The following is a 12,905-nucleotide window of genomic DNA, read 5'->3' as shown; positions in this document are numbered from 1 at the left end:
CTACGAAAGCATCACCGCCCCACGCGCTTCACCTCTGCCGTCAGCGCGTCGAGCGCATCCGCCAGCATCACGCCGCCGCACTCGGTCATGCGTTCCGGAATCACGATGCGCTTTTCCGGTGGGTAGAAGCGCTCCAGTGCCGGATGCAGCAGAAATGCCTGGCCGTCGTCCCTCGCATAATCGCCGGCCTGCGAAACCACGATGAAGTCCGGCCGCAGATTCACGATCGCCTCCAGCGAGGCAAATCCGCCGAAGCTGAAACCGAGATCGCCGGCCGCACTGCGCAAGCCGGTTTCGGCCAGCAGCGAACCGACAAAACTGTCGCTGCCCGCCACCCAGCCGCGCCGCGACAACGGCAGCACGCGATAGTGCCGCTCCGAGACCGCGCGGCGGGCGCGCGCCAGCGCCGCATCCAGCCGCGCGATTTCAGCAGCAGCACGATCGGGGTGTCCGGTGATGTCGCCGGCCTCGCGGATCTGCTGCCGCGCTTCGTCGAGGGTTCGCGGCACGGCGAGTTCGGCAAGACGAAGCCCCTTGGCCTTCAACAGCTCCCGCGTCGAGCGCTTGTCGAACGCGCTGGCGACGACGATGTCGGGCTTGATGAGCAGCACGTCCTCGGCTCCTCCTGATAACACCGGATAGCGGCTGATGTCGCCCGCCTGGGATTGCCAGCCGTCCCGCGAAAATCGGCTCAATCCCAGAATCTGTTCGGGGTCGGCAAGCGTCAGCAGCAATTGATCGGTGCAGACGTTCATCGACACAAGGCGCGGCAGGGTGGCCGCCGACGCACCGACGCACGAAAGCGCGAGCATCACGAACAGAAGTGCCAGCCGCCGTCGCATCAGATATCCGCCCACGGCACAATCACCGCCTCGTGCTGGAATTCCGCGCGATAGGCCGAGATCCGGAACACATCCGCCATCACCTGCTCGGACAGCGCCTCTGCCGGCGCGCCCTGCGACACCAGGCGGCCTTCACGCAGCACCAGCACATGGTCGGCAAACCGCGCCGCCAGGCCCAGATCATGCGTCACGACAATAACGAGCACACCCTTGTCGGCGGTCGCGCGCAAATTCTTCATGACGTCGATCTGGTGCCGCGGGTCGAGCGAGGCGGTCGGCTCGTCGGCGAGGATGACCGGCGCCTCCACCGCCAGCGCGCGGGCCAGCGCGACGCGGCTACGCTCGCCGCCGGACAGTTCCGTGACGCGGCGATCGCTGAACTCCATCACATCGACCGCATGCATCGCGCGCAGCACCGCCTCGGCATCCCTGGGCGACAGGCGCGCCGGATCGGTGGCGCCATGCGGATAGCGACCGAGCGCCACGATATCGCGCGCCGGCAGCGGCCAATGCACGACATGTCCCTGCGGCAAATAGCCAAAGCGTTTTGCCCTTTCGCGCAGCGGCAACGAAGCCAGCGTATGGCCGCCGATCTCGATCTCGCCCTCGGACGGGATCAATCCCGCCAGCGCCCGCAACAGCGTGGTCTTGCCGGCGCCGTTCGGCCCGACCAGCGCCACCAGATGCCCCGCTGACAGCGCCAGCGAAACGTCTTTCAGCACGACGCGGCCGGCCAGCGTTACGCCAAGTCCCCTTGCCGTCAGCAGAGCTTGCTCGCTCATGCGACACCTCCGCCCAGCGCGCGGCGTTCGCGCATGATCAAATAGAGGAAGAACGGCACGCCGATGATCGAGGTCAGCACACCGACCTTGATGTCTGACGTCGAGGGGATGATGCGCACCGCGATATCGGCCGCCAGCAAAAGCGCTGAGCCGGCGAGCGCGCTCGGCACCAAAAGCCGCCCCGGATCATGCCCAATCAGCGGTCGCATCAGATGCGGCGCGACCAGGCCGATGAAACCGATGGTGCCGGTCACGGCGACTGCGCCGCCGATGCCGAGCGCTACGCCCGAAATGACGAACAGCCGCAGCCGGCCGACATCGACACCGAGACTCTGCGCGGTTTCTTCGCCCAAGCTCAGCGCGCGAAACGCATGGCGCTGGCTGAACAGCATGATCGCGCCGGCAATGATGAAGGGAAACGCCAGCATGACATGCTGAAAGCTGCGGTCCTCCAGCGAGCCGAGCAGCCAGAACGTGATCTCCAGCACCACGAAGGGGTTGCTGGAGAGGTTCATCACCAGCGCGGTGGCAGCTCCCGCAAAGCTCGAAATCGCAAGCCCCGACAGGATGAGGATCAGCAGACCGGCATTGCGGCCGGCGATGGTCAGCAGCACGAATACGGAAGCGAACGCCGCAATGATCGCCGCGACCGGCAGCGCATAAGAGTGTACGTCAGCCAGCCCCAGCGCGATCACCAGTACCGCGCCGAACGCGGCCGATTGCGGGGCGCCGAACAGCTCGGGCGAGGCCAGCGGATTGCGCAAAAGGCCCTGCAGCGACGCGCCAGACAGACCGAGAATGGCGCCGATCGCCAGTGCCAGCAGCGTTCGCGGCAGGCGGATTTCCCGCACGATCACCTGCGCCACGTCCCTGCCGCTGCCGAACAGCGCTTCCGCCACCGAAAGCGGCGACAGCCGCACGGGACCAATGCCGAGCGAGATCAGCACCAGCAGCCCAACGAGAACGGCAAGCGCCGCGGTCGCGCCGATCCGCCGGCGCGCGGCATCCTCGTTGGTCACGGTTACGGCCTCAACACTCATCGATCGTCCTAAAGCAGTTTTACCCGCCCCGGTACAGGAGCTCAGGCAATGAGCAGGCAGCAGAGCTCATGCGGCAAAAATAGCGCACTCGTCCAGTGAGGATCGCGAGCGCGCCCAAGGCGGATTGACTCGGACTTTGACAAACTTCTACCATAGTTCCCGACGGTTCCCGTTTTGGGGATCAAAAGGGAATGCGGTGCGGGGAAACTCCCCAATTCCGCGGCTGCCCCCGCAACTGTAAGCGGCGAATCCTTCGTCATAGGCCACTGGGAATCTCGGTCCTGGGAAGGCGACGAAGGGTGACGACCCGCGAGCCAGGAGACCTGCCGTCAGCCGTGGTCACACGCGAAGATGTCGGTCGGGGAGTACAGGCATTAGCTTCACCTAAGCTGCTCAAAGCACATGGTGAGACTTGGTTCGCTGTGACGTGCCACTGACGTCATACCGAGGTCTCGACCATGTCTTCCACCACCGCCACGCGGCAGCGCCGCTTCTGGCTCACCAGCAGTTTCCTGGTACCCATCGTATCGCTCGGCATTTCCGGCGCAGAGGCGCAGCAGGCCCAATCCGAGCAATTGCCGCCGATCGAGGTAATCTCGCCCACCGACCCGAACCGAACCCGCGCAAAACCGACTTACGATGAAGGATCGACCTCGCGCCGTGTCGTGCCGGCAGCTGCGCCGTCGACCGGCACGCGGCCCGCGGCCGGGCCCGGCTCGAACGTCGCATCGGAAAGCGCCTCGCAAAGCGCCGGCGGAAGCGGCGGCCGGCAGTTCTCCGGCATTGTCGGTGCGTCGGCGACCGTTATTACCGCCGAAGAGATTGCACATTCGCCGGCCCAAACCGTGCAGGAGATCATCGCGCAGGTGCCGGGCGTGCAGTTGCAGTCTCTCTTTGGCGGCGTGAACGGCGCCAAGACGTCGGTCGACCTGCGCGGGTTTGGCGCTTTCGCGACCTCAAACACCCTGGTGCTCATCAACGGCCGAAGGCTCAACGACATCGACATGGCCGGCGTCGATCTCTCGACCATTCCGCGCGATTCGATCGAGCGCATCGAAATCACGCGCGGCAACAGCGGCGCGGTGCTCTACGGTGACAATGCGGTCGGCGGCGTTATCAATATTGTCCTGAAGAACGGCGTCGGCGGCCCACCCGTTGCGATGCGCGCAGAGGCCGGTGTCGGCTCCTTCAATCAGCGCATGGCCTCGGTTTCGACTGCGCTGAATTCGGGACCATGGTCGACGTCGTTCTATGGCAACGCCATCAAGTCCGACGGCTATCGCGAAAATAATGCGCTCGACCAGCGCAACGGGGTCGGCAATATCAATTACACCACTCCCGACCTCAAGGCCTTCCTGACGGTGACCGGCGACGACCAGAAGCTCGGTTTTCCGGGCGGTCGCATCGTCGATCCCTCGATAGGCGTCAACGAACTGGTCACGAACCGCCGGGGCGCCGCCACGCCGTTCGATTACGGCAATCAGCAGGGCGCCAGCGCCACCGCCGGCTTCACCAAAACGCTGTGGAACGGCGCCGAGCTCATCGTCGACGGCGGCGTGCGGAAAAAGGATACGCAAAGCGGGTTCTTCGGCACGGTACCGTTTGCGTCGCCGCTTCCGAGCTTTTCCTCCACCTATAACGACGCATCATTGTTGACCTGGTCGATCACGCCGAGATTGAGCGTCAAGAACTCGATCTTCGGGATTCCCTCACAGATCCTGACCGGCATCGATTATTACGACGCGACGTTCCAGCAGGATCGCGGCGCGTTCAAGGGCCTTGCGCCGACCCACATCTACGATCTGTCGCAACAGACGGTGGCCGGCTACTGGCAGCACACCGTAGGCCTGTTGCCGACGACTGATTTCTCCTATGGTGCCAGGATTCAAAACACCAGCCTGAGCGCCCGGGATCGGTTCGACGCCAACGCGCCCGGTTGCGCCATGTTCTTTAATTGCAGCGCTCAGGCCTCCCCGCTCGACAGCAACGAGACGCAATACGCCTTGCACGTCGGGCTCGAGCACCGGCTCAACAACACATTCTCGGTGTTTGGCCGCGCCGCGCGCGCGTTCCGTACTCCGACCGTCGATGAACGCGTCTCCAGCGGCCCTTTCTTCGTTCCGGGGACCTTTCAGTTGAAAACCCAGACCTCACACGACGTCGAAGGTGGCTTTCGCGTCAAGGCCGGCGCATTCCAGATGCAATCGAGCATCTACAACATGGACCTCGAGAACGAGATCCATTTCATCCCGGCGCTGTTTTTCAACGTGAACCTCGATCCAACCCGCCGCTACGGCTCGGAGACCAGCGCTTCGCTGCGCGTCAGCGACACCGTGACGCTCCGCGGCGGCATGGCCTATACGCGCGCTGTCTTTCGCGAAGGGCCGTTCGCAGGCGACGACGTCCCGCTGGTATCCCGCTATACAGCCATGGGCGGCGTGACTTGGAATATCTGGCAGAACTACCTGGTGTTCGACGCCACCGTACGTGCCTGGAGCGAGCGCTTCATGGACAACGACCAAGCCAACACCCAGCGACCCATTCCGGCCAGTGCTACCGCCGATCTGAAACTTAGCGGACAGTACGAGCGCTTCTTCTGGTCGCTGAGCGTGAACAACCTGTTCGATGCGCTGTACTACGACTACGCCATCGCCAGTTCGTTCACACCCGGCCGCTTCTCGGCCTATCCGCTGCCAGGAAGGACCTACATGGTGAAGGTCGGCGCGACGTTCTGACCGGAGCGGCCGGTTTGGCTTCCCGCCGGACCGGCTTGTCCTGACCTGACCAGACGGTATTCTCCTTTGGCATTGCCAGGGAGAATGTCCTTTCATGCCTGAACCACTTCCATTCCGCAGGCGGCGATGAGCGCCGCAGCCATCGATCTCCTGCAGCGGGAAATATCCAATCCCGATACGCAATGGAGCCTCGGCACCTTCGGCGCCATCGCCGAATTTTCGCGCGACCGCGACGAGACAGTACGCCTCGTCCAGTCGGCTGAAGTCGTTTCGGCCGTGACACCGCGTGGCGGTATCGCCCTCAAACCGCATGCTGCCATCCGCGCCTTCGCGTCGGAGGGCATCACCAAAACCGGGTGGAATCAAAGGGTCGCACTTTGCCTACCAACGCATGATTGCGCCATGAACCAGCGCGTTGCGCTGACCGAGATCGGCCCCGATCATCATGCACCGCGGGAGGAAGATCGGGATTCCGTTCTGTTCGATCTCGGCCTTGGCGGGCTGCAGGCGGATTTCTGCGTCCGCATCAGCGATCACGTCCTCGCCGCGCGATTGCGTGAGCACACCGGCCGCGCCGTATTCGAACCCGGCAATCCCGCCATGGCCATGATCCTCGTGGCCAATCCGCACCGTGTCTTCATCAGCCGGCTCGGCCGCATCGAGGTCTATCAGCCGATCCCGCCGCCGTCGGGCAAGAGCCCGGAGGGCCCCCACACCCATGTGCTGCCGAGGCTTTTGAAAAGTGGCCGCACCCATCCTGCCACCGAGCCGGTCCCTGAAGGTCTCGTTCCCTGCGCCCATCTCTATCCGCCGCATCCGGCGCGGGACGGCCTGGGTGAGGCCCGGCCGTTCGACGCCACGCACCATCATGCCTTTCAGGCGATGATGGCCACGTGCGGCGATCCCGTGGCACTTGCGGCCAAGCGGCGGGTGGTCGATGCGGTGTTGGCCGGCGAGCCGCCCATGGCGGTGGCCGGTGACCGCCATGGCCGGATCAGCGTCCGCATTGCGTTGCGGCAGATGAAGTCGCAGGGACATGCGTCAGCGGCGCTGACCGCCTGGCTTGCGAGCTTCGATTCTGCGGCCCCAGACGAGGCCGACGACGAAGCGGCCCTTCATCAGGAGGGCTGATTTGACAAGAAAGTGCGCCTTTTTCGACCGAAAATAACATCCTCTGCGCCCGGATCCGTGGTAAACCGCCCCAAAACCGCTCGACGATATCTGTCGTGATTTCAGAGGTATGACATGGACGATGAGCCGAAGAGCGCCGCGGAACTGAAAGAAATCAGGCTGAATCGCAAGCGCACCCAGGAAGTCGAAGGCATCAAGGCGATGGCCGAGATCGCGGCCGCCGACATCGCGATCCGAAAGCGGACCGAGAAGTTGCGCGCGCTCCGTCTGGCAAAGGAAGCGGCCGACCGTGAAAACCCGCCGGAACCTGTGGTCAAAAGCAAGGCCAAGACCAAGGCTGCGAAAAGAGGCTGACCCGAAATGACGAAAGAAGATCGTGATCGCGCCCAGGCCCGCGCCGACAAGGTGGCAAGGGCCGCCCAGGACGCGAGATCCGGCAAGGCCGAACGCGACGCCAGCGCCAAGGCTGTGCTCGACAATATGGCGAAGCTGAAGGCGTTGCGCCTCGCGCGCGAGGCAGCCGAGCCGCAACGTGCTCCCGCCGCGAAGGCCGCAAAGAAGGCGCCCGCCGGTGCCAAGCGGTCGAACGAGAAGCCGGTGGCCCTGTCCGACTGGCTGGCGAGCCAGCAGAACGGCGGACGGCGAACCTGAGGCAGGACTCTTAGGTAGGACTCTTGCGGGTGTCTCGTCATACCCAGGCTAAAGCGCGAAGACGCGCTTCGCGCTTTTGCCCGGCCGTGACGAAAAGTAACGTCGGATATCCGCAGCGTTACGCCGGCCCCGGCCAATCGATCATCGAACGCGTCTTGTTCTCGGCATCGTAGACCTGAACCTGAAGCATCTGAAATCGGTTCTTCAAGGCCATGCCCGCCTCTTCGGCGGCCTCAACCGTGTCGTGATGCGATTTGAAATGACCATCCACCACCAGCGAGTAACCGGTGGTCGGCGCCTTGTCGGCGCGGATGGTTTTGCGCGGCTGCGGTTCGTCCGCCGCAGGGCGGGGCTTCTTCATGCTGGCTCCGTGTGAAGGCCCTTTTGGACTGAACGCCGCAAAAAGGGCAGGAAAGTTCTTGTGGTCAGCGCTAACATGCCGGCCAAACCCAATCAGATTGAGATCATGCCGATACTCCGAATCGGCATGCAGCGCAAACGCCGATTGATCCGGCAAAAGGCATCACATGGGCGGAACCGGCAGGAAGAACGAGCCTCCCGCGCCTCCGAAGCAAGGCGACGACAAGCCGAAAAAACCGGAGCGTGCGCCGATCGAGGATGACGACTACGAGGACGGCGACTTCACCACGCCGAAGCGCGACCGCCACGGCAATGATGATGAGCCGTTGTAGCGGCTGGTACTTCGTAGGATGGGCAAAGCGTAAGCGTGCCCACCATTCAGGATCGCGGTCTAGGATAGATGGTGGGCACGGCGCAAGAGCGCCTTTGCCCACCCTACGACTCACGCGCCAAACCTCTCCGCTTCGATCACACGAATGCTCTTCAAATCGAGCAGATGCGCACCGAAACCGCTACGCGCGAGTTTGATCGCTGAAAACCAGCATATCGGATCATTGCCGCGCCGGACCGCTTTTGTCTTCCGATTCAATGCGTGTCCCTGCGCTCCGCCGGGGCAGCTATGCAACGGCATTCATGGACAAATAACGGCTGGACGATATTTTCGCCCGTGCCCAGCCGGGCCGTAAGAGACACGGGATTTTGAGCTGACATGGTCGACATTCTGGCCGCACCGCGACAAGCTAAAGCGGATACTTCGCTGCGCACGCTCGCTGCGATTTCGGTCGCCCATTGGGTCAGCCATTTCCATCTCTTCGTGCTGCCGATGCTGTTTCCGTTCCTTAAAGAACAACTCGGCGTCGGCTATATCGAGCTCGGTTTCGCGCTGACCGTATTCGGCGTCGTCTCCGGCCTGACGCAGGCGCCGATCGGCTATCTCGCCGACCATATCGGCGCGCGAAAAGTCCTGCTGATCGGCCTCACCATCGGCGGCCTCGCGCTGATCATGCTCGGCCTGCACCTGAGCTACGTTTCGCTGATCGTCTGCGCCGCACTGCTCGGCCTTGCCAACAGCGTCTATCACCCGTGCAACTATGCGATCCTGTCGACGCATATGGACGAAGCGCGGATGGGCCGGGCGTTTTCGATCCACACCTTTGCAGGCTTCCTGGGTGGCGCGGTGGCGCCAGCGATCATGGCCGCGCTGGTGGCAACCGTCGGCGGGCTCGGCGCGCTGATCGTGGCCGGCGCTGTCGGCCCCGTTGTGGCGCTGCTATTGATCGCGGTCAGAATTCCCGATGCGAGTTCAGCCGATCGCAACACCGATGGCACGCTGGCACCGCAGCAGAGCATCGTCACACCGGCCATCATCGTGCTGACGATCTTCTTCATGCTGCTCGGCCTGTCCAATGCCGGCATCAGCAATTTTGGCGTCGTCGCGCTGATGAGCGGCTATGGCGTGACATTCTCCGCCGCCAATATCGCGCTCACCGCCTTTCTCGGCGCCAGCGCGGCCGGCGTGCTGGCCGGCGGCTATCTCGCGGACCGTACCCAGCGGCACGGCAATGTCGCCGCAGCGTGCTTTGCGATCAACGCCGTCATCATATCAGTCATTGCGACGATCAACCTGCCGCCGGCCGTGCTGACCGTCGCGATGGGGCTGGCCGGATTCCTCGGCGGCGTCATCGCGCCCTCGCGCGACATGCTGGTCCGCAACGCCGCACCGGCAGGCGCAGCGGGCCGCGCGTTCGGCATCGTCTCCACCGGCTTCAATTTCAGCGGCATCCTCAGCCCGCTATTGTTCGGCTGGATCATGGATCAGAGCCTGCCGCACTGGGTGTTCGGCGCGTCCGTCGCTTTCATGGTCCTGACCGTGCTGCTGGCGCTGGTCACCGACCGCAAGCCGGCGGAACCCATCAAGGCGTAGACGCCGGTGACGCATTCCTGAGCCTCATCGGCGGCGGTTGACAGCATCTGACAGCGTCGGATGATGCGCCAACAAAACCAGAACCGGGATGGAAGCCATGACCTCGACCCCCGACTTCGTGATCCGCGGCGGCACCGTTGCCGATGGCAAGGGTGGCGAATTGTTCGAAGCCGATGTGGCAATATCCGGCGGTCGCATCACCGAAGTCGGCAAGGTTGCAGCGAAGGGCAAGGAAGAGATCGACGCCAAGGGCAGACTGGTCACGCCGGGCTTTGTCGACGTCCACACCCACTATGACGGCCAGGTCACCTGGAGCCAGGACATCACGCCCTCCTCGCAGAACGGCGTCACTACCGCGATCATGGGCAATTGCGGCGTCGGTTTCGCACCGTGCCGCCCAGCCGACCATGTCAGGCTGATCCAGTTGATGGAAGGCGTGGAAGATATCCCCGAGCCGGTGCTGAGCGCCGGCATTCCCTGGGCCTGGGAAAGCTTTCCGGATTACATGGAGTGGCTGTCGAAGCGAAGCTTCGACATGGATATCGGCGCGCAACTGCCACACGCCGCGCTGCGCGTCTACGTGATGGGCGAACGCGGCGCGCGGCGCGATCCGTCCACGCCCGAAGACAACAAGGCGATGGCAGCTTTGGCTGCCGATGCCGTGCGATCAGGCGCGCTCGGCTTTTCGACGTCGCGCACGCTCAACCACCGCACCTCGACCGGCGATTTTACACCCACTCTAAAGGCCGGCGAGGATGAGCTGACCGCGATTGCGGCGGCGATGCATGCGCAAGGCCGCAGCGTCTTTCAGTTCGTGCTCGATCTCTCCGGTATCGACGAAGACCTGCCGATGATGCTGCGGGTGGCGGAGAACACCAAGATCCCGGTCTCGTTCTCGATCACGCAGAACGACAAGGCGCCGCAGCGCTGGCGCCAGACGTTCGACACGATCAGAGACGCTTCCGCGCGCGGCCTGTCGATCACCGCGCAGATCGCCGCCCGCCCGGTCGGGCTGATGCTCGGGCTGGAGTTGTCGCGCAACCCGTTCCAGACCCATCCGAGCTACCAGGCGATCGCGCATCTGCCCCTCACCGAGCGGCTCGCGCGCCTGCGCCAGCCGGACGTACGGAAAGCCATCCTGAGCGAGCACGCCACCGCGACCGACGATCCGCTGTTCTTCCGGCCGAACTACGACAAGATGTACCTGCTCGGCAATCCGCCGGATTACGAACAGCCGCCAGAAAATACGCTGGGCGCGCAAGCGAAGCGCCAGGGCCGGCAGCCGGAAGAACTCGCCTATGACGCGATGCTGACGGACGAAGGCCGCGGCATGCTTTATGTGCCGTTCCTCAACTATGCCGACGGCAATCTCGATGCGACGCGAGAGATGCTGCGCGATCCCAATGCCGTGCCGGGGCTCTCCGACGGCGGCGCGCATTGCGGCATCATCTGCGACGCCAGCTTCCCGACCTATCTCCTTACACACTGGACGCGCGACCGCACCCGCGGCGAAAAACTCTCGATCCCCTTCGTGATCGCGGCGCAATCGCGCAAGACCGCACTCTCGGTCGGCCTCTACGATCGCGGCGTGATCGCCCCCGGCTTCAAGGCCGACGTCAACGTGATCGACTACGACCGGCTGCATCTGCATCCGCCGAAGGTGCATTACGATCTCCCCGTAGGCGGCCGCCGCCTGATGCAACAGGTCGACGGCTATGAGGCCACCATCGTCTCCGGCGTGGTGACGCAGCGCGGCGGCAAGGCCACCGGCGCCCGCCCGGGCAAACTGGTGCGCGGCGCGCAGGGGAGCAAGCCGCAGTTCGATGCGGCGGCGAGTTGAGCTTCATCCTCCCCTGGAGGGGGAGGATCGGTTCGCATGAAATGCGAACCGAGGTGGGGTGACGGTCTCTCAACGTCCAACAGTCTCCGAGTTGAGAGACCGTCACCCCGCCCCGTCTCACATTGCGCTGCGCTCCATGTGAGCCGACCGCCCCCTCAAGGGGCGGGTGAAGCGTCGCTTCGCTCCTACGCGTAACTCGCGGATTCACGCGAATTTCGGTTGCACCGCCGCTTGCGCCATCAGCCTTGCGCGCTCCGTATTCGGCCACAGCAGCAGCAGCCCGAGCAGGCCCGACGCGACCATCACCACCGCATTGATGGTGAAACCGGTCATGTAACCGTCGAGCGGCACCGCCGCATTCTGGATCACGGCGCCCATCACGAACGGCGCGATCATGCCTGCCAGCGTGTAGATCGCGCCGTAGATCGCGATCACGGCGCCGCGCTGCCGCACCGGCGTGAATTCGCCGAGCATCGGCGGGCAGACCACGTAGATCGAGCCGCAGAGTCCGGAGCCGACCACGAGGAACGCGATCTGCCATCCCGCGCCGTTGACATACGGCAGCACGGCGAGGATCAACCCGCCAACGATCAGCGGCACCGAGCCGAGCACGCCACGAGCGCCCCGCGTCGTGTATCCGCGCGTCAGCATCACCTGCGAAATCCATCCGGTCAGCAGCACGATGGTTGCCCCGAACACCCAGGGCAGCACCGATATCCAACCCGCATCTTTTTGCGAGAAGCCGAGCCCCTTGACGATGAAGGGCGTAAACCATGTCAACCCGAGCGATAGCGCCCAATAGGCGCCGAAGGTGGCGGCAACGCAGCCGATGAATGTTCGCGAGGTCAGGAGCTGGAAATAGGGAACGCGCGGATCGGCTGCGGCCATCGCGACCGTCTGCACCAACGGCCCCTCCTTGCCCATCACCAGCCACGCCACGACCCACATCAGGCCGACCACGCCGAGCGCGCCGAAGGCGTAGTGCCAGCTATGATTGACGATGATCCAGTTCAGCGCCGGCACCGCCAGGATCACGCCGAAAGCCGAGCCCTGCGAGAGAATGGCGGTCGGCAGCGTTCGCTTCTCGTCGGGAAACCACTTGTAGAGCGCGTGCGCCGCCACCGCAAATGCCGGTCCCTCGCCGGCGCCGAGGATGATGCGGCAGATCAGCAGCGTGGTGAAACTGACGGTGCCAACCATCGGAAACTGCGCCACCGACCAGATCACCGCCATCGCGAGCAGCACCCAGCGGGTGTCGATGCGGTTGACAATGAAGCCGACGACGATGGCCGAGATCGAAAACAGGAAGAAGAACGAGGAGCCGAGCAGGCCGAACTGTTCCGGCGAGAGTTTCAGTTCGTCCATGATCGGCGCGCCGGCAAGGCCGACCACGATCTTATCGGCAAAGTTCACCAGCATGAACAGGAACAGCAGGAAGGTAATCTTCCAGGCGCCCTTCGGCGTCGGTTGCGCGGTCATGGCTGGTTTCCCCGTTTACCTTTGCTGGCTCTGTAGGATCGGCCGGTTCCAATGCTACAAGGGGGGTCGCGGACAAGGCAACCGTGATTTTCCGCGAGCGCCCGCTTGCGCAACTGCTGGC

Annotated in this window: 12 protein-coding genes and 1 riboswitch; of the genes, 7 read left to right on the top strand and 5 right to left on the bottom strand. The window is 63.9% G+C overall.

The features are described 5' to 3' along the window. Positions 1 to 11 precede the first annotated feature (11 nt). Genes IVB22_RS15735 through IVB22_RS15725 form a run of 3 tightly spaced genes read right to left on the bottom strand, consistent with a single transcriptional unit; the run spans position 12 to position 2,664 of the window. Positions 12 to 842: an ABC transporter substrate-binding protein gene (locus tag IVB22_RS15735; RefSeq protein ID WP_247518228.1), complete on the bottom strand. Its 831-nt coding sequence runs from the start codon at positions 840 to 842 to the stop codon at positions 12 to 14. Continuing rightward, a complete protein-coding gene (locus IVB22_RS15730) occupies positions 842 to 1,624 on the bottom strand; it encodes an ABC transporter ATP-binding protein (RefSeq protein WP_247518227.1) in 783 nt (260 codons plus the stop codon). Before IVB22_RS15730 ends, IVB22_RS15735 begins: the two co-directional genes overlap by 1 nt. After that, a complete protein-coding gene (locus IVB22_RS15725) occupies positions 1,621 to 2,664 on the bottom strand; it encodes an iron ABC transporter permease (protein ID WP_247518226.1) in 1,044 nt (347 codons plus the stop codon). Before IVB22_RS15725 ends, IVB22_RS15730 begins: the two co-directional genes overlap by 4 nt. A 146-nt stretch (positions 2,665 to 2,810) precedes the next feature. Next, positions 2,811 to 3,010, top strand: a riboswitch (cobalamin riboswitch). A 112-nt stretch (positions 3,011 to 3,122) separates the two neighbouring features. Between IVB22_RS15725 and IVB22_RS15720 the strand changes: the two genes are divergently transcribed. The 4 genes from IVB22_RS15720 (at position 3,123) to IVB22_RS15705 (ending at position 7,181) form a co-directional block, all read left to right on the top strand. Continuing rightward, a complete protein-coding gene (locus IVB22_RS15720) occupies positions 3,123 to 5,399 on the top strand; it encodes a TonB-dependent receptor (protein WP_247518225.1) in 2,277 nt (758 codons plus the stop codon). Positions 5,400 to 5,525: 126 nt separating this feature from the next. Continuing rightward, positions 5,526 to 6,530, top strand: a complete 1,005-nt coding sequence (locus IVB22_RS15715; RefSeq protein ID WP_247518224.1) for a hypothetical protein — start codon at positions 5,526 to 5,528, stop codon at positions 6,528 to 6,530. Between the two features lie 114 nt (positions 6,531 to 6,644). Next, entirely contained in the window at positions 6,645 to 6,884 is a 240-nt protein-coding gene (locus tag IVB22_RS15710; RefSeq protein ID WP_247518223.1) for a transcriptional regulator, read from the top strand. Between the two features lie 6 nt (positions 6,885 to 6,890). Beyond that, positions 6,891 to 7,181: a hypothetical protein gene (locus IVB22_RS15705; protein ID WP_214490349.1), complete on the top strand. Its 291-nt coding sequence runs from the start codon at positions 6,891 to 6,893 to the stop codon at positions 7,179 to 7,181. A gap of 118 nt (positions 7,182 to 7,299) precedes the next feature. On the opposite strand, the gene IVB22_RS15700 is transcribed toward IVB22_RS15705, so the two are convergent. Next, on the bottom strand, positions 7,300 to 7,698 hold the full coding sequence (locus tag IVB22_RS15700; protein WP_247518222.1) for a hypothetical protein: 399 nt from the start codon (positions 7,696 to 7,698) through the stop codon (positions 7,300 to 7,302). Positions 7,699 to 7,708: 10 nt separating this feature from the next. Between IVB22_RS15700 and IVB22_RS15695 the strand changes: the two genes are divergently transcribed. The 3 genes from IVB22_RS15695 (at position 7,709) to IVB22_RS15685 (ending at position 11,305) form a co-directional block, all read left to right on the top strand. Next, positions 7,709 to 7,873, top strand: a complete 165-nt coding sequence (locus IVB22_RS15695; RefSeq protein WP_247518221.1) for a hypothetical protein — start codon at positions 7,709 to 7,711, stop codon at positions 7,871 to 7,873. A 377-nt stretch (positions 7,874 to 8,250) separates the two neighbouring features. Further along, positions 8,251 to 9,465 carry an MFS transporter gene (locus IVB22_RS15690; RefSeq protein ID WP_247518220.1) on the top strand — a complete coding sequence of 405 codons (1,215 nt, stop codon included), beginning with the start codon at positions 8,251 to 8,253 and terminating at the stop codon, positions 9,463 to 9,465. 97 nt (positions 9,466 to 9,562) lie between these two features. Next, a complete protein-coding gene (locus tag IVB22_RS15685; protein ID WP_247518219.1) occupies positions 9,563 to 11,305 on the top strand; it encodes an amidohydrolase family protein in 1,743 nt (580 codons plus the stop codon). A 204-nt stretch (positions 11,306 to 11,509) separates the two neighbouring features. Here the strand turns inward: IVB22_RS15685 and IVB22_RS15680 are convergent, their stop codons facing one another. After that, positions 11,510 to 12,784: an MFS transporter gene (locus tag IVB22_RS15680; RefSeq protein WP_247518218.1), complete on the bottom strand. Its 1,275-nt coding sequence runs from the start codon at positions 12,782 to 12,784 to the stop codon at positions 11,510 to 11,512. Positions 12,785 to 12,905 lie beyond the last annotated feature (121 nt).

This window comes from Bradyrhizobium sp. 190 (genome assembly GCF_023073415.1).
Lineage (GTDB): Bacteria > Pseudomonadota > Alphaproteobacteria > Rhizobiales > Xanthobacteraceae > Bradyrhizobium.
Note: the sequence above shows the minus strand (reverse complement) of the source record. Positions and strands in the feature narration are given on the sequence as shown.